We start from the raw sequence: 20,345 nt of genomic DNA, 5'->3' as shown, positions 1-20,345 counted from the left end.
CTACAGGGAGAACAGCGCGATGCGCGACGTCGGGCTCATTGTCAAGGTAACCCGCTTGTGCAACCTGCGGTGCTCGTACTGTTACGACTGGCGGTCAGGACCGGATCAGAGGATGCCGTTCCGAGTGGCCGCCCGCATGACGGCCGCGGCGCTCCGGGACCCCGAGCACCGGGCGGTCGAGTTCCTCTGGCACGGCGGAGAGCCCACGCTGGTTCCGATCGACTATTTCGAGAAGGTGATGGCGGTACAGGGGCGTTTCAGGCGCCCGGGACAGCCCATCGTCAACTCGATCCACACGAATGCCCTCCACATCAGCGATAGGTGGATCGACTTCTTCCGCCGGTACGAATGGCAGGTCGGCATCAGCGTGGACGGCCCGCGCGAGGTCCATGACCGCCACCGTGTGGACGCGGCCGGCCGTCCCACCCTGGACCGCGCGCTGCGCGGCTACGCGAAGCTCCGCGCGGAGGGGCTCGGTGTGGGAGTCATCTCGGTGGTGGACCGGCAGGCACTTGCCCTCGGCCCTGACGCGCTCTTCGACTTCATGGCAGAGGTCGGTATCCGTGACTACGGCATCAACTTCGCCATGCCCGAGCCGCAGCCCCATGCCCCGCCCGGCACCAGGGTTGATCACTACATCACGACCAAGGAACGGACGGAGTTCCTGATCGGCCTGTACGACCGGTGGCGGGCTCACGGCGACCGGGGCATCGAGATCCGGGAGATCTCCACGGTGCGGCACCGGCTGGCGAAGATCCGCGGCGGCTCGTTGCCGTGCACGTTCGCGGGCGACTGCTTCGGAAACCTCTACACGGTCGAAGCCAACGGTGATGTCAACCATTGCTGTTACCTGCTGGGCGACCCGAGCTACCAGTGGGGCAACATCATGCACCAGGACTTCGCGGCCATCCGGCGAAGCCCGAACATGAAGGTGGTCGTTGCCGAGCGAGCGGAGGAAGAGGCGTCGCTGCAACAGTGCCCCGAGGTCGAGGTGTGCCGGGGCGGATGCCCCATGGAGACGTACATGGCCGCGCGTCATGACCCGGAACCCGTCGGCGGGTGCTGCGGGCAGGCCGATTTCATCCGCCACGTCCGAGCACATCCCGTGGCGGACGAGCACGGATGACCGGCCGGACGAGTGATACGAGAGCCACATCCCGATCCGGCTCCGCCCCCACCGGCCCCGAACGGTGCGCCGGCTCCGCCGCACTCGCACGGGAGCCGTATCGGCACGCTCTCATCGACGGATTCCTCGACGAGGACATCGCCGCCCGCATCCTCGACTGGCTCGAGAAACAGGGCTCCTGGGCCGTCGAGCACACCGGTCTTTACGAGCAGCACCGCTGCGTGAACCTCCTGGATCTTCTCTTCGCCGACTCGACCTGCACCAGCGCGATGCTGCTGGGCTCAGCCGACCGGCTGGAGGAGGTCTTCCGCCGTCCGATGGAGCGGCGGCGCATCGAGGTCAGTGCGCACAAGCTGGTGGAGGGGCAGTACATCCGGACGCACACCGATGTACCGCACGGCCTCACCGAGACCCATCGAGCGGTGATCTCGCTCGCGTCCCCCACTCCCCCCGTCACAGGGGGAGAGCTGATGCTCCAGCGCTCGCAGTTCTCCTCGGACGACGCCGTGCGCGTGCGGCCGGTGCACAACCGTGCGGCGCTCATGGAATTGTCCGACCGCTCCTTCCACTCCGTCCTCCCGGTACGGAGCGGCATCAGATACAGCCTGGTGCTGTCGTACTGGGCCGCGGATGCGCGCGAAGGACTGCGCCGCGGTCGGGACGCGGGGGCTCTCCCCGGTCACCTACGGCAGTTCATGGAGCGGATCGGGGCCCATGAGGTTCCGCATGCCGGTCGGCGGGCTGCCACCTCCGGACGCCTGCGACCACTATCCGATCATCTGCTCGGTACGCATGCGATCCTCAAGTCCTGGGGATGCGATCCCGACGTGTGCACGGCCGGGCTCTTCCACGGGATCTACGGACCGCTGGGCCTCGGCACCGCCCTCCTGCCCCCGGACGCCCGGGCCACACTGCGGGAGGTCATCGGCGCGAAGGCCGAACAACTCGTTCACCTCTACACGACCCTCGACCGCCGTACCGACCGGCCCACTTCCGGCGGTCGTTTCACTGCTCGCATCCTCGGGGAGCCCGCGGCTGCCCATCTGGACGGCAGCACAGCGGCAGGTGTCTTCCTCATCTCCTGGGCCAGCCTGCGCGAGCAGGTTCCCGACGTCGAAGTGTCCGGAGCCGAGATGGATGAAATCCTGGGCCGGCTCGAGCTGTTCGGGCCTCTAGTTCCTTCCCGCGCGGCCGCTGATCTGAGGGCGACGTTCTGCCCCTGATGACATCGCAGGACCCACCACCAGCGCCCCGGCCGGCGGCCGGAGTGTCAGCAGGGTTGCCAGCCCGGCAGCCCACCGTCGTACTGATCCCTGAGACGGGTACGGGCATACTCGCCGGCCACCCGCACGTGTGCACGCAGGAGTTCGACGCCGACGTAGTCGTCGTGCGCATCGGCCGACCACGACATCTGCCCGAGGTGGCGGAACTTGGCTGCGACACCGGGCGGGAAGGGCTTCCACGGCACTCCTTGCCGTTGCATCTCCTCGAAGAGAGCGGCTGCCGTGTCGTAGAAGGCCGCTGACGGGAAGCCGTCGAAAGCCGACGGATCGAGAACATGGTGGCGTGCACGCGCGTACCACCGCTCCTCCTCACGTGGGTCGCCGAACCGCAGAACCTGGCGGAAGGGGACGCCGAGCCCGCGGAATGCGTCGGTGCGCAGCAGGAGCAGGTAGGTCGCGAGGCGATCCTGGCAAGGAAACCGGCCGGGTTCGAATTCGCCGACGGCTGCCAGCCCCTCGGCTTCCGCAAGGTCGACGAGATCGCTGAGCCACCCCGGGGCCAGAAACTCGACATCGGAGTCGAGCAGCAGGAAGTACGGCGTGTCCACCTGGGGCGCGAGCCAGTCGAGAGCTGTGGAATGCTGGCAGAGCTCGCTGTCGGTCGGGAGCACGATCTCCACTCCGGTCGTGAGCTTTTCGAGCAAGGAACGCTGCCCCGCTGGGCACTCGGCGAACAGCGCATCCATCTTCTTCTTCAGCTTCCGCAGCGTCCTGCGCGCTTCCAGCGCCTCCTCCCGGGCACGGCGCTTCCTCTCGTCCAGTGAGAAGACGGTCACCCAGTCGAGTCGCCGTAGATCGTCGAGCGTGCCGTCAGTGGATCCGTTGTCCGCCACCAGCACGCGAACGGGTTCGGGAGTGTGGCGACGGAACGACGCGTACGTCAGGCGGGTCACCGGACGTGCGTTCCTCGTCGCTCCGATCACCGTCACCCGCGGGTCTGCCGTCACCCCTTGCCCGGTGCGCCGGTCCATCAGAGTCGTGTCCGTTCGACGTCGAGGGTCAGTGCACACAGGTCGTGCCGTGCCGTGATGCGAACGGCCGCACCCGCCTTCGTCGTGACCGGCGCGGGGAAGGTTTGCACTGCCTGCTCCCAGTGGCACGAACCCGCGCCGTGGTTGCTCACGGTAATGCCGTTGCCGAGGTCGAGTTCGAACCACATGACGGCGGCGTGTGCGATGCCGTCCCTGGTGACGGGGACCGTGAGCTGCCGGGTGCGGGGAACGGGTGGTTCACCGAAGGTGAAGTCGAAAAGCCTGAACGCGGGAGCCAGAACGGTATGGGGGTGACAGTCGATCCGGCGCGGGAAGTAACCGCGCGTGCTCGCAGCGTTGAACGGGCGCAGGTCGAAGCCCTCCACGACATCGACGTGGTTGAGCCCGTGGAGGCTCTCGCTCTCCACCAGCTGCGCCCAGAGGCGGCCGCCGGAGGGAACGAGGCGCGTGGTGGAGGAGATGAGCTCGCGGTGGGCGTGCTCGAGGGCATGCAGGGCCGACTCACCGATCAGCCCGCAGTCGAAGATCTCAGCGGTGACGACGTCCGGTTTTCCGGGGAGGTCGCGGCCGACAACGAGCTCGGTGGACGAGCGCGGAATCAGTGTGATCCGGTCGCCGTAGCCGTTGGCGCTGATCACCCGGTCTGCGAGGAACGCCGTGTGAAGGTTGCTTTCGCAGGTGAAGACCTGACCACCGGCGCGAGCGGCGAGCAGCGCCGTGACACCGGCGCCGGTACCGATGTCCAGGACGAGGTCGCCGGGGCGAACGGCCGTCTCGATCGCTTGCCGATAGGCGTGATTTCGCTCCTGGTCGTTCATCATGGCGAAGTGCCAGGGAGGGATCGCCTGTTGCATCGTCAATTCCGCGCCCCGGGGGAGCTCGGCGGACAAGGAGGTCACCTGTGCATGTCCAATCGGGTTCCGTCATCACAGAATCAGCCGGTGCCCGTTTCCCGGAGAGGGCTTCTCCCAGGACGTGAACACCGGCAAGGTTCCCCTCCTCGTTGCAGCGTAGCTGCTGATCTCTACTGTTGGCCTGCCCGGCGCGGCACAAACCCCCCGACGCTCGCATATGCGACCATGCGGACGTTTCCAGCCCACTCTGCGACGACCCCCTGGCAGCATCCGGGGGAATGCCTGCACGTCCATCGGCCGTCGCAGTTCCTGACGGAGGCCTGGTTGAATCCTGACGAGATCGCCCATTGCGAAATCCATCCGACGGTCGGCGTCGCACGAGTCGGCAACAGCCCGGACGCGTACTTCGTCGGGCCGGAGTCACCGGGCATCCCGGTCCGTCCGGAGGGTGGTTTCAAAGATCCCGAAGGACGGATCAAGCGCCAGGCCGCACGCTTTCGTGTCTATGCGTTCGACAAGGACGGCAATGTCCTCGGCGAGGTGTCGGCTGCCGATGCAGACGTGGAATGGTCGGTCGAGCTGTCCAACACCAAAGCGGCGTGGTTCCAGTTCCGCGGGCGGTTCCATCAGTCGGAATCCCTGGAGAACCGGCGTAATCAGCACGTCGATCCGGCGGATCCGCAGGCGCGTGCGACGCTGATGATCACGCCGGGGCCGCGACGGGTCAAGGGCCCGGACGCGGATGGCACGGACGCCCAGTTCGACACCGGGACTTTTCTCGGGAAGCCGGTCCCCCTCGGGGAGCTGCGGACCGACGAGGCGGGGCGGCTCCTCGTCCTGGGCGGCTTCGGGCAGGCGGCCTCCGTGAAACCGGACAACCCTCTGACCCACTACGCGAACAACGACCACTGGTACGACGACACCTCCGACGGACCGGTCACGGCTACCGTGCGTGTCGGCGAGCACCGCACGGTTCCCGTGAGGCCCGCCTGGGTGATCGTCGCTCCACCCGACTTCTCACCCGACACGTCGAATCTCGTGACCCTGTACGACGTCGCCCGCGATGTCGCCGAGCGCACCGGCCGGCTGCCGCAGGCCGGCGAGGTGTCGTTCACCCGTGACATCCGCCCACTGCTGGAACGCATCCATGGCTACTCATGGGTGAACAGGAACGCTCTGCGAGGGCACGGCCGGGGCACGCAGGGCGATTTCCTGAACCCCGGCCTCCTTTCCCGCCTGGCATCGAACGCCCCGGCGGACTCGGGCGTCAGGAAGGCGGTCTTCGACCGGCTGCGCACGCCCGGCGCGGAGGACGTGACCCAGGCCAACTACGCCTTCATGCCACAGCTCGCGGGGGACGACGGAGCTCCGACCGACGGCAAGCCCCGCACCTGGACGTCGCTCCTGCCGGGACAGTACGAACAAATGCGCCGATGGGCCGCAGGCGAATTCATCGCCGACGGCACGGGCCCGGTCGAAGCGGTTCCGCTCAGCGACCTCCCTCTTGCCGAGCAACCGCACGCGCTGGTCCGGGCTTCCCTCGAGGCATGTGTCGGGGCGTCGTTCTTCCCAGGCATCGAGATGACGTACATCGCCGCCGAGCCGTCGACCTGGTCGGAACCGTTCCGCCTGCGTGAGGACCTTCGGGCCGGAGATGTCACCAAGCATATGGCCGTGCCGTGGCACGCCGACTTCTACGAGTGCCATACGCACTGGTGGCCGGCTCAACGCCCGGACGACGTCCTGCCCGAGGAGCAGTACCGGCGGCTCATCAGCACGGCGGAGGCCCATTGGGAGCCCACCGAGCTCAGTGTGTACCGCAGGCCATGGGCGCGTGGCGTCGGCGTCCAGCCGGTCTACCCTCCGCAACTCGATCCGCTGCCGGGCGAGAACGAGCAACAGTACCTCGACAGGGTCGCCGAGCGCTGGACCCTGCTGCGCGCGCACGCCGGAGACAACGAGATGGTCGAGAAATGGAGCAGCCTCGGCTTCGTCGTGTCCCGTACCGGTACGTCGGGCGAAACCATGCTGGTCGAAACCGAACGCGCGGAGCACGTCGGACTCGGCGACCGTGACTGGTTCCACATGCTCCAACACCCCGACCGGTACCCCGAGCAGGCGGATGCTGCCCAGCGCTACGCGGAGGCGGTGCTGGCCCAGGCCCGGGCGGCACAGACCACCGACCCCTTGTTCCCGCTGATGCTGCGTCCGTTCCGGTACACCCGTGACGCATTCGAAGCACGGCTGCAGCTCATCTACACGGACATCGTGGAACGGGTGGAGAACGCAGACCCCGCACTCGACCCGCTCCGTACCCGTAGCGACGTCATCGAGCGGATCCGTCAATTCGCGCCGTTCAACCTTCTGGACGGCGCCTGGTTGCGCAACATCACTCCCCTGGGGCCGATCGACGAGGTCCATTCACTGCTGTTCTCCATCTGGATCGACGAGATCGGCGGCGGTGATCCCGCCCTGAACCATTCCAACCTCTATGCCGATCTGTTGCACAGTGTGGGCCTGTACCTTCCACCGGTCGACTCCTACCAGTTCGCCATGCTCCCGGAGATGCTTGATTCGGCGTACACGGCCAGCGCGTTCCAATTGGCCATCTCCCAGCATTCCCAGCGCTTCTTTCCGGAACTGCTCGGAATGACACTGCAACTGGAGTGGAACGTTCTGGAGATCGTGCCGGTCGTGCGGCTGCTGGACTATCACGGCATCAGTTCGCAGTTCTACAGGATGCACATCGGCATCGACAATGCGGCGGCGGGTCACGGTGCCAAGGCCCGCGATGCGGTCATGCTCTACCTGGACAAGGTGCACGAGAGCGGCGGAGATGAAGCCGTACAGGAGCACTGGCGACGCATCTGGGACGGCTATGTGGCCTTCCTCATCGTCGGCACCCTGTCCGATGACCTCAGAGCTCTGGTGGCCGACCGGCCGACACCGCAGGAGCGGCTGATCGGCCTGATCGAGCGCAAGGCTCCCTTCGCCCGCATGAACCACCACGACAAGCGGCTCGGAGGCAACACGATCAACGACTGGTTCCTCGACCCTCCCGGCCTTCTGCTGGAACTCCAGGAGTCGGGACTGATCGTGCCGGGGGAACCGGAGAAGAGCCCCTTCTTCGAACTGACCACGTTCTCCGGGCCCATGTACAAAGTCTTCGAGGAGAGCGAGCTCGAGCTGTGGCGCGAGTGGACTCGTTCACTCGCCCTTCCCCCCGACGGCCACCCTCACCTCTCACCGCTGCAGGCAATGATCCGGTTGGTCGACACGCTGCGCCCGCGGCAGACGGGTTCGGTCGCCCACACCGGCATCCGCATCACCGGCCCCGACCCCGGCGACCCGACCCGCACAAGGCACGAGTCGGTAGCCTGGTGGTTCACCCAGCCCACGGTGTTCCTCCTGAGCGCCGTCGCCCACCTAGCAAACGAGCTCGTCTCACCCGGCCGCCCGGAGGAGAGCGCCTTCCTCGGCCTTCTCGCACCGTCGACCAGCATGGGCAGGGCCTACGCCGGCGTGGTGCCCGGGACGGGGACGACCGGCCGCGAGATCACCATCAACTGGATCGCTGCGGGTTGTCCGCTGCCGGACCTGACGCCTCCGGCCAACCGGCCTCTTCTCTCGGCACCGTTGCCGGCCAAGGCCCCCGGCGCCGCGGAGAAACCGCCGATGCACGTGTACGGCATGGGGGCCGTGCACTGATGAGTGAACCGTGGGCCGGTGCGTGCAGTGACGTGGCCGTTGCCGGGGCGGGGCCTGCGGGGGCCGCGGCCGCGATCACCCTTGCACACCACGGTGCCTCCGTAGTCATCATCGACCCGGGCAGCAGACATCCGTGGAAGCCCGGTGAAAGCCTGGCGTCCCGAGCGAGACCTCTTCTGGAGCGCCTCGGCGTGCTGGACGCGGTGGCCACCGGGCCCCACACCCCGTGCTTCGGCAATCAGTCGCTCTGGGGTGGTGACACGCTCGATGAGGTGGACTTCCTCTTCAGCCCCTATGGAACGGGGTGGCACCTCGATCGCACTCATTTCGACCGGCTGCTGGTCGACACGGCACGCCGGGCCGGTGCTCGCGTCTGCACCGGCCGCGTCAGGTCGGCGCGGCGCGACGGCGCCCGCTGGCAGCTCTCGCTCGATCACGGCAGCATCCGGGCCCGGTACCTCATCGATGCCACGGGGGCAGGTGCACGGCTGGCGCGTCAGGCAGGAGCCACCCTCGTGAGGGCCGACCGTATGGTCGCTCTCGCGGCCTGCCTGCCGTTCGGCGCGCCGGGTCGCGGTGTGCCCCGGAGTTCGCTGATCGAGTCGGCGCCCTTCGGCTGGTGGTACAGCGCGCCGCTGCCCGCCGGAGCTTGCTTCGTCATGGCGATGACGGACGCCGACCTCGTCGCCGGGCAGGCGCTCCACAGGCCGGACCACTGGTGGGGGGCGCTGCAGGAGACCACCCTTCTTCGCCAACGCGTGTGGCGCGCAAGGGCAGCCCCGCCTTCCGGACTGCGCATCGTACGGACGGCGACGTCCTGCACCAGCCCCGCGGCAGCTCCGGGATGGGCCGCGGTGGGTGACGCTGCCACCACGTCCGACCCGATCGCCGCGAGGGGCATCATCACCGCACTCGCCACAGGCATCGCGGCGGCCGACGCCCTTCACGCCGACGCGGCAGGCGACTCCGCCGCTCTGAGTGCTTATGCCGGACTGGTCGGGGCGAGCCACAGCGAGTTCTTGAGGGGCCGCCTCATCTGTTACGGGAGGGAGCGGCGGTGGGACACACCGTTCTGGAGGAGACGCCGCTCCGGAGCGTCGGACCCGGCTGCCGGCCTCGAGTCGTCATGATCCCTCCTCTCCGGCGTCACGGGCACTTGCCGCGAAGGTGAGGACTTCGGGCCCAGGCGTTACGTGCACCCTTCGCGCGCCGGTCGTTCAGACGGTCCTCGCGGCGAAACGAAGCTCCTACCCGGCGGTGCGCGCACGCGCGTGTCTGCCGAGCAGTTCGGCCAGGCCACGACGGGTCGTGGCGAGGACGACGCGGTCCTCGGGCTTCAGGACGCAGCCGGGATGAAGGTCCCAGACCAGACCCGTGGGGTGCCGTTCTCCGTCGGCTGGGCGGGGGGTGGCCAGGTTGGGGCGCCGGTCGGCGGGCGCGGTGGTGTCAAGGGCGAAGACGCGCCAGGCCCCGGGCCGGAAAGCCTCGGCGACGGTGCGTCCCCGCAGCTGTGGGCGGCCGGCGACCTCCAGCGCGGCGAAGAGGAGGACCCTGCGCTCGACAGGTATGGCGCCGAGGAACTGGCGTCCCATCATGGCTCCGGCCGATGACGAGGAGGCGGGGCAGGTCCGGAGTGGGCGCCGAGTCCCGTCCCGGTCGCGGGGCTGGGAGCAGCACCGCCAGCCGCGGACGAGGGGCCTGCAGTCGTCCATCCAACTAGGGAAATGCGCTGGCCTCGGTATGAGGCCAGCGCCTCTCATTTCGGCTAGATCTGGGTCAGGTAGCTGTCCATGCTGTACCAGCCGCTTCGCGGGAGCTTGAACCAGCCAGACTGGACGTAAGCGGGACCAGCTCCCATGTTGAGCGAGCAGGTGTTCTTGTAGTACCCGTTCGCTGGCGAGCTGATCGTGCATGTCCAGTCGTACGTACCGGCCGCGAGGTAGATCTCTCGTGTGCCGTGACTGTCGATGTAACTGTTGCCCGCGTCGGATGTGGAGATGTCCCACCCATAGTTGCCAGCCGCAAGGTAGATCGTCCGGCTCATCGAGGCCGAGGCCCCTGCAGTCGGAGTGTTGGTCAGGTAGAGCGACCGCTGCAGAGTCGCTCCCAGGGCGAAGGCCTGAGTGGCCGCAAGCAGCAAGGCTGCGGTAGCGGCCACAACTGCGGTGGCGAAGCGTCCGATGGAGCGTCGACTAGTCATGCGGGTCAAGGTGCTCAACTGGTTCCCCCCTGCTGAGGATTCGGTTGTATGAGTGGCCCGCACATCCTCCTTGTGTAACCTCAAATATTCAAAATCATTTTTGGGTCAGGGCTTCTAAGGCCTTGGAGGAAGTGAGGGTGATGCGTGCGCCGGGGACTGTGATGGGAAAGAGCCGCACGGCAAGGGAGCGGCAGCTCGCCTCGCCCGGCCCGACCCGGCAAACCGCCGCCGCAGAGAGACGTGCGTGACTCAGGCGTGGGAGAGGGCGAAGGACACGAGGAAGCCGCTCACCGTGATCAGTCCTATGAACAGGTGGGCGTCCTTAAAGGCCTCCGGGATCATCGTGTCGGCAATCATGGCGAGGATCGCCCCGGCCGCTACCGCCGTGACTGCGGCAATCACGGCAGGGGAGAAGGCTCCGACGACGGTATAGCCGAGGACAGCGGACACCGTGCTGGCGGCGGCGATCGCACCCCACACACCGAAGACATACGTCTTGCCACGGCCCGCCCGCTTCATCCCGGCGGAACTCGACAGCCCTTCTGGGACGTTGCTGATGAACACGGCCGCCACGGTTACCAGGCTGACCACGCCGCCGTCGAGCAGGCTCACGCCGATCACGGCAGACTCCGGCACCCCGTCCAGCAGCGCCCCGAGCGCCAGCGCCAACCCCGAACCGCCTTGCTGAGCCTCGGACGGCTGTTCCTTCGACCTGTGGTGACCAGAGCGTTTCCGATGGCGGGCGCCACGGCGGGACAGCCAGAGGTTGCCGACCGTGTAGGCGCCCGCGCCAAGGATCGTGCCGATCGCGGCCGGCCCCAGCCCGGCCTGGTCGTAGGCCTCGCCGACCAGCTCGAAGGAGACGGCGGAGATCAGCACGCCCGCGCCGAAGGCCATCACCGTGGCGATCACCTTCTGCGGCACCCGCACGCCGAAGCCGATCACCGCGCCCAGCAGCAGTGCCGAGCCCGCCAGCAAACCCCAAAGTCCTGCCTGCACCACCTCAGCCATGCGGTCCCGGCCCACCTCCGCAGCGTCGAGACCGCTGGCCTGCGTAAATCAGGCGTGAGCGTCGCTCACGCGCCGCGCCTCGCCGCCGACCGCCACGTCATGAGACAGGCCTCGTGGCGACCAGGACGTAGTCGAAGTACCGCGAACACCCCCGGAGGCCGCTCGCGTCCGGGCTGAGCGCTGATCCGGCCCAACCTTGCACCAATCTCCATCGCTTCGTCGAAGGGAATACCGAACCGGAGCGGTCCCACGCCGACGTGCGGCTGGATCTCAACGTCCATGCTTGCTCCGCCTACTTTTTGAACGAAACGCTCTAATGGCGGCGTTCCAGGATGTACAGGTCCCAGCTGTCGGGATCGCCGATGTACACGAACAGCTTCGGCTGCTCGGGCTGCCGAAGACCTCCCAGGTGCCCATCGCGCAGTCGGCCACGGACACCTCCACGTGCTGGGACCACGGTCCGGTGCCCGGGTCGTACGTCCAGGTCCCCGCGCCGGTGCACTTGCGCACTACGGGTTCGTAGGAGCTGTCGAAGTGGAACGTCTACACGCGGCTCGCCGTGGCCTTGCCGTCCGCCGTGAGGATGAGCGTGCCGCCTCTGCCGTCGGACCACGTCCCGGCGACCCGCTTCGTGGTCAGTTGCGGAGGCTCGTATCCGATCCCGGCGTAGAGACCGATGCTGGCGAGCATGCCGGCCATGACGACAGCGAGCGTCCCGTACAGGGCCACGGTTCGGCAGCAGCAGCCTGCGGGCGGTCGGCCCAGGGCGCCGCAGGCCAGGTGGATCTTGCTGGTCAGGCCGCCACTGGACCGGCCGAGTCCTGGGGTGCGAACCGGCTTCCGCGGACGGCTCTGCCACACCTGCTACATGTTCGGCCGGGGGCACGACGCGGCGGCCGAGGAGCGGTTGGTTACGCCGTACGCGGGTCGCCGCGCCAAGGAGAGGCGCATCGCGATCGTGCGTTGTACGGCCTGCGTGCCACCGGCTTCACCGTGGAGCTTGCCGCGCTCGTCCGCGACTGGACGCCGCGCCGCTACGGGTGAGCGGTCGGGACTTCCCCCGAAATCCGGAGGTCCTCCCGAAAAAACGTGCGGGGGTGACGGGCAACCCCGCCGCCGCCTCACGAGTCACACAGGCGTCTGACACTGCACGTGATCCGCCATGGTCCGAAAGGGGCCCTTTTCTCTGTGATGACTCGTACCCGGCTGAGCGCGCTGGCCGCGACGGCCATTCTCGCCGCCGTCGGCGGCCTGATCACCGCCGTCCCGGCCTCCGCGGCCGTTACCTGCACCTCTCCGGTGTGGACGGCGCAGTACTTCGCCAACACCTCGTTCAGCGGCACCCCGAAGCTGACCGCCTGTGACTCGGCCATCGCCGAGAGCATGGGCTCCGGAGACCCGGCAGGCGTCACGCTGCCGAACGACAACTTCTCCATCCGCTGGTCCCTCACCCGGGACTTCGGCTCCGGCGGCCCCTTCCGGCTTGCCGCGGCCACCCAGGACGGCATGCGCGTCTACGTCGACGGCGTGCGCAAGATCAACCTGTGGACCAACGTCTCCACCACCGCGCGCAAGACCGTGGACCTGAACATCCCGGCCGGCCGCCACACGATCCGTGTGGACTACGTCGCCTGGACTGGCGCCGCCTACGCCGGGTTCACCTACGCCCCGCGCACCGAGGCAAGCGTCGACACGGTCAAGCCGCTGGCCCCGACCGGTCTGACCGCCGCGTACAGCCGGGACACCGCCAAGACCACGCTGCGCTGGACAGCCAACAAGGAGATGGACCTCGCCGGGTACCGCGTCTACCGCCGGCTGAGCACCACCTCCTGGGCGAAGGTCAGCGGCAGCTCTCTGCTCACCACCCCCTCCTTCGTCGACACGCCGCCCGCGACCGGCCAGACCTTCCTGTACGAGGTCCGCGCCGTGGACAAGGCCGGCCGCGAATCCACCGGCAGCGTCGACGCCACCGCCGCGACGGTGGACCGCACGGGCCCGGCCGCCCCGACCGGTCTCACGGTCGTCAGCGACGCGTGGATGGCCACCCTGAACTGGCAGGCCGTCTCCGACGCGGCGACGTACGAGGTGTACGCCTCGTCCGCGGCTACCGGCCCGTTCGAGCTGCTCATCACGACGACTACGACGTCGTACCGCACCAGCGCGCCCACGAACGCGAACCAGTACTACCGCGTCCGCGGCATCGACGCGTCCGGCAACCCGGGGGCGTACGCCACGGTCGCCGGCGACGGCGTCGACCGCACGCCGCCGGGGTCCCCAACCGGCCTGAACTCCGTCGCCCGTCCCGGCTCCACCGCGGTGTACTGGACGGCGCCCGGCGGCCGCTGGGTCGAGGACTGGGACAACGGCGGGCACTACCGCGTGTACCGCTCGTCCGGCAAGACCTTCGACCCGGCCGCGCGCACCGAGGTGGCCTGCGCCGAAGAGGGGAGCAACGAGGCGGGCAACGGGGGTGCGTGCGTCGACCTGGGCATGCCCGTGAACACGTACGTGACGTACGCCGTCACGGCGGTGGACCCGGACGGCAACGAGTCGGCGTACTCCGCCCCGCTCGTCGTGCGCACCGGCGACACCGTGGCGCCGGGCCCGGTCACCGGCGTGCAGGTCACCCCGCGCAGCGACGGGATGCTGGTGAGCTGGGCCGCCTCGCCCGAGGACGACATCGACGAGTACGTGGTGTGGGCCGGCGCCCGGCAGGCCGACGGCACGGTCAAGTGGCTCGGCCCCGACCGCTGCTGGGAGGGCGTGAGCAACCCACTCGCGATCCTCTGCGGCAACCTCCCGGACGGGGAGACACGCGTGTACGCGGTGATCGCGAAGGACCACTGGGGCAACGGGCTGCACCCGAGCGACCCGAAGGTCATCGCCGTCGAGGTCACCGAGCTCGACGTCCGGCCCTCCGTAACCGTCACCCGGGACTGGAACCTCGGCAGCCTGAGCCACAACCCGACGGCCGCCCGCCCGTCCGTCGACTGGCAGTGCACCGACACGACCCGGTGCGGCACCGTCACCGGCTACCGCGTGAGCCGGTGGAACCCGGCGACCAAGGCGTACGAGTCCCAGCACGACGGACTGCTCCCGGCCGACGCCCGAACGTGGACGGACCTCACGGCAACGAGGGGGAACACGTACTTCTACACGCTGGAAGCCGTGACGGCCGACGGCGCCGTGGTGGGGACGTACCCCTGGTACACGATCTTCCATGACCGTGTCTGAAGCACCGTCCGACTGAGTGCCCCAGCGGCCGCCTCCTCCACGGAGGCGGCCGTTTCCACACCCCCGGCACGGCGGCCGGCGGACCACGACCACCGGGACGCCCGCCTCGCATTCAGGCGCGGTGCTGGATCCAGAAGGTGATGAGGCTGATCAGGCCCGTACCGATGCCGTAACAGGCGCCGCGCAGCAGGTGGCTGAGTGCCGCGCGCCTGCGGCGGCGAACCCAGCAGGCCAACCGAGCGGTAGATCGGTGGATCGTGCGTGCTGTACGGCGGGGCGGGCTATCGTGCATGGCAGATGTTCCTCTTCTCGGGGTGCGTCGTACGAAGGAGCCCTCTCGACCCGGTGGCCTCGGAACCTCAGGGGTCGAGGACGGGCTCCTTCGCTGTGAGCGGGGGCGGGCGGTCAGCGGCGGGCGAAGTCGTGGAGCTGGTCGGCCAGGCGCCGGTCGGGGCCGCCGACGATGATGCAGGAGTCCTTGGTGGCCAGGCGGTCGACTTCCATCTCCAGGTGCCCGGTCGGCGGGGTGGCGGCGGAGCCGTTGTTGCGCACGTAGCGGGCGAACATCTCCAGGCAGTCCAAGAACGTCTCGTCCGGGGCGTCGGAGTCCACCACGGAGTGGGTCACCTCGTGCAGCCAGTGCTGCGCTTCCTTGCTCTCTCCCAGCGCCTGGTGGTGAAGGTGCAGGCAGTACGCGGCCGCGCGGTTGCCGGCTCCGGCGGCAAGCTGCCACCAGAACTGCGCGCTTTCCGGGTGCCCCGTCAGGTACAGCAGGCAGGCGAAGACCAGCGCGCCGTCGACGTCCAGGTGTTCCTCCCCCCCCCCGCTCGGTGCCGTCGGTGTCCTCGGCCAGTCGGTCGACGTGCACGGCTGCGCCCGGCTCGTTCAAGACCCAGCGGCAGACCACGGCCAGACGCTTGCCCGCCTCGGCCGCGCGTGCCATGTCCGGGGTCGGGGAGGCCTTGGTCGCGTCCGCGGCGAGCCGGCGCAGGGCTGCGGCCACGTCGAACGTGGCCGACGAAGACACCGGCACGGCCGCCTTGGCCAACAGCTCGTCGATGGTGGCAGTCACTGTCCCGTCCCTTTCTTATTCTTGTTCTTGGCTCGCTGCGGCGCCGGGAGCCCAAGCTGAGCCCGCAGGCGCTCCTTGCCCTTGCGGCCGTGGTAGTCGACCGTCCGCTCATGCAGGCCCATGAAGCGAGCGATCCGCGACGTCTCGTAGCCGAGGAGGTGCCGCAGCACGATGACGGCGAACTGCCGGGTCGGCAGTCCGGTGATCGCCTCGTACAGGCCGCTGCTGGACTCCATCAGCTCGAGCTTGTCCTTCGGCTCACGCAGGGCACGGAATATCGGGCCGTTGATGACGAAGGCCGGTTCACGGCCCTCCTTCTCCAGCCGGGCGCGGACGTGGCGGTGCAGCACCGCGAGCGTGCGCTGCTCCAGGTCCCCCTCCTGCAGGAGCTGGTCCCAGCCGCCGAGGATTTCCAGGAAGACCTGGTGGGCCACCTCTTCAGCCGCGCGTCGGCTGCCGAGGTGGATCTCGCCGTACGCGTGGAAAAACTCCTGATGGCCCAGGTAGAAGGCCTCGAAGTCCAGGGGCAGGTTCAGCACCTCGTCGGCCATGGGCTGGCCGCCGGCGCTGTCCTGGGGCGAACCGTCAGCGTTGACGTCGCCATCTCTCACACGGGCCTTCGCTATGCGTTGACCACCGTTCGGTCCTCGTCATCGAGGCGGTGGTGCCGAAAGCGAGTACGGGCGACTCGCCCGTACGAGGGCTCCGTTGGCCCTCAGGACCCACCCTGTCGATTTCCAGGGCCCGACACTCACGCCCACCTCAAGAAGAATGACCGAGCGATCACACCTGGGGACGCAACGTAGTCGCGAGAGTCGGATTCACATTCGAACAATGACCCGTGACCTGGCAAGACGCACCCTGCCCGGCGCCACCCCCTGTCCTTTGTCGAGCATCAAGTGGCAGATGTCACACCGCACTTGCTCGGCATCCGTCACCGGACGAACCACAGCAGTCACATAACCGACCGCCACCTCCCGCTCGAGCGCGACGGCCAGGCCCCAGATGCCGCGTACGGCCTCGACCCACCGCGCGCGTCCGCGCGCGATCCCCGGCGCCGTCACGAGCCGCTTCGCGTCCTCCCCGCGCCCCCAGGTTGTCCGCCATGGCGGGCCCGACGCCCGCCGGGCGCCGGGCCGCTCCTGCTCCGCGCCTCCCCCGCCGCCACCGCAAGGCGTGCCGTGGGAATGGAAGTTCCGCGCCACCGGACAGGGGCACGCGCGCCCTCTGTACGGGGGCGGCCGTGGCGAGCCCGCCCGCTTGCGGGCCTAACCCGCCGGTCCTCCACCGTGCTCCCGCCGACCCGGCCCGTCCGGGACGGGAGGACTCTTTCCACACACTCACTGGAGGACCCATGCCCATCGACGTACTGCTCGCCCTGCCCTGGATCCTCGGCCTCGGCATGCTGTGCGCCGCCGTCGTCTGCATCGTGGCCCTGTGTCGCGCGCACCGGACCGACACGGTGGCCGTGGTCCGCGCGCTGCCCGAGCTCGCGGCGACGTTCCTGCGCTACCGCCGGCGGCCCCGCCGAAGAACCCGGGGGCGGCCATCCCCGGTCAGCCCATCGAGCGCGACGCAGAGCGCCGTCGTACGTCATCCGGACGTAGGGCGGGGCCCGCCGACGCCGCGCGTCGGAACCTTCATTGCCTCACGCGGCGGCGCGGTCGTCGGTGTGGATGCGAGTCAGGCCGCGCCGCAGCTGTTCCAGCTTGAGGGGCAGCAGCTGACGCAGCCCGTCGTACCACAGCCGGCCGACGCGGTACGAGGTGATCAGCCCGTTCTCCTCCAGCGGCATCCCCGGAGGCCTGATCGTCGTGTTGCCCTGGTCGTCGTACCCTCCGGCAGCTCGGACGCCAAGCTGTATGCGGTGGCCGCCGACACCGGGAAACAGCGCTGGTCCTTCCCCACCGGCGGCCGGGTGTCCTCGCCGGTGGTGTCCGACGGCGTCGTCTACGCCGGCAGCTTCGACCACAAGCTGTATGCAGTGCAGACATGACAGCGTCGGCGCACTATTTATCTCCCGAAGGGGTGGCCCGCTACGTGAAGTGGCTCCGGGACACCCCGTTCGCCGCCCCGGACTGGCTTCGGCGGGGCAGAGCGCGGCGGATGAGAGCCGGTGGGCCATGGGGGACACGGACGGAGGCGGCACCTGACGACCGCCGGCCAGCGCGCTCGGGGCCGATCCGCCGAGGGCTCCCCTTGGGCGGCCCGGCCGGGGCCGTGCCGCCCTCCCTCTGTGGGATCAGCTGATGCGAGCGGTGAAGGTGCGGTTGTCGCCGGTGAAGCGGACCAGGGGATTGGCCTGGGCGTGGAAGAGGGTGCGCTCGTGGTCGGTGGCGATGGTCAGGTGGTTGACGTTCCAGTTGTCGCCGCCGAGGCCGCCGCGGGAGGTGGTGGTCAGCTGCACGCCGGTGATGTGGGAGGCGGGGACCGGCTGGTCCAGGCGGATGCGGACGGTCTGCTGGTAGTGGTCGATCCAGCGGGCGCTGTTGTTGAGGTTGAGGGCGTGCTGCGGCGGGCGGCCGGCGACGTGGATGGTGGCGTTCACGTTGTCGTTGCCGCCGCGCAGGTCGTCGCCGCCGGTGCCGATGTGGAGGACGAGTTCGGTGACCTGTCCGGGGACCGGGGTGGCCGGGCCGGGGAACGCGGGGGGCGTGCGGGGCTGGTACCTGTGGTCGACGAAGTAGGTGCGCCAGGTCTTGTGGGGTTCTTCGAGGTAGCTGAAGACGTTGCGGTCGGGGTGCGGGACGAGCGTCAGGGTGCGGCCTGGGAAGTTGGGGTCGTACACGAAGATTTTCAGGTCCTGCTGGTGGCTGCGGAGGTCGCCGGTGTAGCGGCCGAGTTCGTAGCCGACGGCGACGACCTGGTGGTGTGGGCCCCAGACGTTGGCGTCCGGCTTGAACAGGCCCAGGGGCATGGGCGTTCCGGCGTCGATGGCCTCGCGCAGCTCCTGGAGCCGTCCGCCGCCGAAGCCCTGCAGGCCCCAGGTGAAGAACTCGCGGTTCCGCCATCCGAACGGGTTGAAGGTGAGCTCGCCCCACTTGTCGAGGTTGTCGGCGATCGACGTCACCTGACGGCCGTAGATGCTCTGGTGCAGGGGTGATCCGGTGGCGGGGAGGGTCTGCTGCTGTGGGATGCGCCGGCCGGTGTGGAAGTGGTCCAGGGACAGGTACGACATCCCGCCGCACAGTCCGCCGAAGCGGAAGTCGAACAGCGGTTTGCTCTGGAAGTCGTTGCTGAAGCGGAAGCCGTGCCGGCCCGGGTCGAAGCCGGTCATCCGGCGTCCGAGCGTGCGCGGGTCGACGCAGGTGTGGTCACCGCCGGACCGGGCGTCGCGCCAGACCTGGCCGGTGGGGCAGGACCGCGGGTCTGCGGTGGAGGGGGTGGCGCCGGCCAGCATGCCGGCGAGCACGGTGAGAGTGAGCAGGAGGGCTGCGGCGCAGCGCCGCCAGAACCGGTGCATCAGCGATTGTCCTCTCGGGTTGCGGTGTGGGTTGTGGTGCGGGAGACGGCCGGGCATGGGGGGTGGGGCCGGACGCTGCCGGGGTGGGGCCGCCGGCAGCGTCCGGGGCGGGGTGAGGTACCGCTGGCCTGCTGAGACCGGGGTCAGCTGGAGAGGACCTTGATGTCGTCGATGGCCATGTGTGCGGGTGCTCCGACGCCCCAGAAGCCGGCGAAGGCGGTGACGGTCGTGTTGTCGCCGGAGTTGAAGCGGACGCTGATCTGCCCGTAGCAGCGGGGGGTGGTGGGCGGGCACCAGGCGGGTGCGGGGCCGAAGTGGCGTTCGGTGGGCGGCCAGACGCCGGGCAGTCGGACTCCGAAGAAGGCTGTGTTGACGTTGCTGGAGGTGCGGAAGAACCCGGTGATCACGTAGTTGGTGTGGGGCCTGACGGGGATGGGCTGGGTCAGGGCGTTCCACACGCGGGTGCCGGGCGAGCTGAGGACGGCGGCGTTGCTGCCGGAGTTGGCCCCGCCGGGCCTGTTCACGATGGTTTTGACGTCGGGGCCTTCCACGTTCCAGGGCTGGGAGACGGTGGAGGTGCGCTGCTGCTCGAATCCGCCGTCCTGCAGGGGATTGCGGTAGAGCTGGATGTCGACGTTCCAGGCGCCGAAGTTGTCCCAGTCCTGGTCGTCGTTGATCCGCAGGTCCAGCTTTCCGGAGATGCCGACCTCGCGGCAGCCAAGGCGGCTGAGGACCTCGAAGGGCTGATCACCGGTCAGGCGGGCGATGAGGCTGTACTTGTTCAGGCCGGGTGCGGGGTAGCCGGCGTCGGCGGGCTGCCGGGGGTCGGCGCCGGCGGGGGTGACCCAGTTGGAGCCGTCGGCAGGCTGCCACCAGAAGCCGCTGGTGGAGACCTCGTCGTTCATGCGCGGGACGATGCGGACGACGTCGCCGGGGCGCAGGCCCCGGGCGTCCGCGGGGAAGGTGGTGCCCCGGCCGCCGGACAGGTGCAGGCTGGCGGAGGCGTCCGGGGTGAATCCGTTGGTGCAGCGGGCCTTTGCGGTGGTGGGCACCCTGGGGGGCCCGGCGTGGGCCGGCACGCTCTGCAGGAGGGTGGCCAGGACGGCTAGGAGCAGGGCGGCGGCCAGGCCGCGGCCCGTGCCGGGGCGGGTGTGACGGCTCATGACGACCACGGCGCTACGCCGGGTGCTGGTGTCAGGACGCTGCCCCGGGACGAAGCGGGAGCGTGGCCGGCCCGATCCGGCGGGGGCGGAAGGGACGGCGGCGCGGCACCGCTGCCAGAGCTTGTTCATGCTGTTCTCCTTGTCGGGTGATGGGGCCCGCCGAGACCGGTCGTGCATGCTCGGCAGCACTTGGCTCGGCGGGATGTGCGGGGGAATCCGGGCCGGTTGGGGCGTCCGGA

16 protein-coding genes and 1 pseudogene are annotated in these 20,345 nt (G+C 69.0%); 6 read left to right on the top strand and 11 right to left on the bottom strand.

Annotated elements, in window-relative coordinates:
- Positions 1 to 19: 19 nt before the first annotated feature.
- Both ACIA79_RS25865 and ACIA79_RS25860 read left to right on the top strand, forming a co-directional pair.
- Positions 20 to 1,126 (top strand): radical SAM protein, encoded by a 1,107-nt coding sequence (locus tag ACIA79_RS25865; RefSeq protein ID WP_399430720.1) that lies wholly within the window; start codon positions 20 to 22, stop codon positions 1,124 to 1,126.
- Complete coding sequence (locus ACIA79_RS25860) at positions 1,123 to 2,349, top strand: 2OG-Fe(II) oxygenase (protein WP_399430719.1); 1,227 nt, start codon at positions 1,123 to 1,125, stop codon at positions 2,347 to 2,349. The genes ACIA79_RS25865 and ACIA79_RS25860 overlap by 4 nt, the downstream gene beginning before the upstream one ends.
- Positions 2,350 to 2,396: 47 nt before the next feature.
- Here ACIA79_RS25860 and ACIA79_RS25855 read toward each other — a convergent pair whose 3' ends face one another.
- Together ACIA79_RS25855 and ACIA79_RS25850 are read right to left on the bottom strand one after the other, a co-directional pair.
- Positions 2,397 to 3,380, bottom strand: coding sequence for a glycosyltransferase family 2 protein (locus ACIA79_RS25855; protein WP_399430718.1), 984 nt, complete (start codon positions 3,378 to 3,380; stop codon positions 2,397 to 2,399).
- On the bottom strand, positions 3,380 to 4,291 hold the full coding sequence (locus ACIA79_RS25850; RefSeq protein ID WP_399430717.1) for a hypothetical protein: 912 nt from the start codon (positions 4,289 to 4,291) through the stop codon (positions 3,380 to 3,382). Before ACIA79_RS25850 ends, ACIA79_RS25855 begins: the two co-directional genes overlap by 1 nt.
- A gap of 288 nt (positions 4,292 to 4,579) precedes the next feature.
- Between ACIA79_RS25850 and ACIA79_RS25845 the strand changes: the two genes are divergently transcribed.
- Together ACIA79_RS25845 and ACIA79_RS25840 are read left to right on the top strand one after the other, a co-directional pair.
- Positions 4,580 to 7,963: a LodA/GoxA family CTQ-dependent oxidase gene (locus tag ACIA79_RS25845; RefSeq protein WP_399430716.1), complete on the top strand. Its 3,384-nt coding sequence runs from the start codon at positions 4,580 to 4,582 to the stop codon at positions 7,961 to 7,963.
- Positions 7,963 to 9,093, top strand: coding sequence for an FAD-dependent oxidoreductase (locus ACIA79_RS25840; RefSeq protein WP_399430715.1), 1,131 nt, complete (start codon positions 7,963 to 7,965; stop codon positions 9,091 to 9,093). The genes ACIA79_RS25845 and ACIA79_RS25840 overlap by 1 nt, the downstream gene beginning before the upstream one ends.
- Positions 9,094 to 9,210: 117 nt before the next feature.
- Here the strand turns inward: ACIA79_RS25840 and ACIA79_RS25835 are convergent.
- From ACIA79_RS25835 to ACIA79_RS25820, 4 genes and pseudogenes are all read right to left on the bottom strand, one after another.
- Positions 9,211 to 9,582, bottom strand: a pseudogene (locus ACIA79_RS25835) (potassium transporter TrkA); the annotation flags it as partial.
- A gap of 146 nt (positions 9,583 to 9,728) precedes the next feature.
- Positions 9,729 to 10,163 carry a hypothetical protein gene (locus tag ACIA79_RS25830; RefSeq protein ID WP_399430714.1) on the bottom strand — a complete coding sequence of 145 codons (435 nt, stop codon included), beginning with the start codon at positions 10,161 to 10,163 and terminating at the stop codon, positions 9,729 to 9,731.
- 249 nt (positions 10,164 to 10,412) lie between these two features.
- Positions 10,413 to 11,174 carry a ZIP family metal transporter gene (locus tag ACIA79_RS25825; protein ID WP_399430713.1) on the bottom strand — a complete coding sequence of 254 codons (762 nt, stop codon included), beginning with the start codon at positions 11,172 to 11,174 and terminating at the stop codon, positions 10,413 to 10,415.
- 543 nt (positions 11,175 to 11,717) lie between these two features.
- Entirely contained in the window at positions 11,718 to 11,864 is a 147-nt protein-coding gene (locus ACIA79_RS25820) for a hypothetical protein (protein ID WP_399430712.1), read from the bottom strand.
- 501 nt (positions 11,865 to 12,365) lie between these two features.
- Here ACIA79_RS25820 and ACIA79_RS25815 point away from each other — a divergent pair.
- A complete protein-coding gene (locus tag ACIA79_RS25815; protein WP_399430711.1) occupies positions 12,366 to 14,408 on the top strand; it encodes a PA14 domain-containing protein in 2,043 nt (680 codons plus the stop codon).
- 112 nt (positions 14,409 to 14,520) lie between these two features.
- Here the strand turns inward: ACIA79_RS25815 and ACIA79_RS25810 are convergent, their stop codons facing one another.
- The 3 genes from ACIA79_RS25810 to ACIA79_RS25800 all read right to left on the bottom strand — a co-directional run bounded on the left by ACIA79_RS25810 (position 14,521) and on the right by ACIA79_RS25800 (position 16,091).
- On the bottom strand, positions 14,521 to 14,643 hold the full coding sequence (locus ACIA79_RS25810) for a hypothetical protein (protein ID WP_399430710.1): 123 nt from the start codon (positions 14,641 to 14,643) through the stop codon (positions 14,521 to 14,523).
- A 170-nt stretch (positions 14,644 to 14,813) separates the two neighbouring features.
- The gene (locus ACIA79_RS25805) at positions 14,814 to 15,023 is read right to left on the bottom strand and encodes a hypothetical protein (RefSeq protein WP_399430709.1); all 210 of its coding nucleotides are present in this window, start codon (positions 15,021 to 15,023) and stop codon (positions 14,814 to 14,816) included.
- A gap of 453 nt (positions 15,024 to 15,476) precedes the next feature.
- Complete coding sequence (locus tag ACIA79_RS25800; RefSeq protein ID WP_399430708.1) at positions 15,477 to 16,091, bottom strand: RNA polymerase sigma factor; 615 nt, start codon at positions 16,089 to 16,091, stop codon at positions 15,477 to 15,479.
- Between the two features lie 743 nt (positions 16,092 to 16,834).
- On the opposite strand from ACIA79_RS25800, the gene ACIA79_RS25795 reads away from it, so the two are divergent.
- Positions 16,835 to 17,476, top strand: a complete 642-nt coding sequence (locus tag ACIA79_RS25795; RefSeq protein ID WP_399430707.1) for a PQQ-binding-like beta-propeller repeat protein — start codon at positions 16,835 to 16,837, stop codon at positions 17,474 to 17,476.
- 246 nt (positions 17,477 to 17,722) lie between these two features.
- Here the strand turns inward: ACIA79_RS25795 and ACIA79_RS25790 are convergent, their stop codons facing one another.
- Positions 17,723 to 18,943: a hypothetical protein gene (locus ACIA79_RS25790; protein ID WP_399430706.1), complete on the bottom strand. Its 1,221-nt coding sequence runs from the start codon at positions 18,941 to 18,943 to the stop codon at positions 17,723 to 17,725.
- 143 nt (positions 18,944 to 19,086) lie between these two features.
- Positions 19,087 to 20,235, bottom strand: a complete 1,149-nt coding sequence (locus tag ACIA79_RS25785; protein ID WP_399430705.1) for a hypothetical protein — start codon at positions 20,233 to 20,235, stop codon at positions 19,087 to 19,089.
- Positions 20,236 to 20,345 lie beyond the last annotated feature (110 nt).

It is taken from the genome of Streptomyces sp. NPDC051310, assembly GCF_044455245.1.
Classification (GTDB): Bacteria; Actinomycetota; Actinomycetes; order Streptomycetales; family Streptomycetaceae; genus Streptomyces.
Note: the sequence above shows the minus strand (reverse complement) of the source record. Positions and strands in the feature narration are given on the sequence as shown.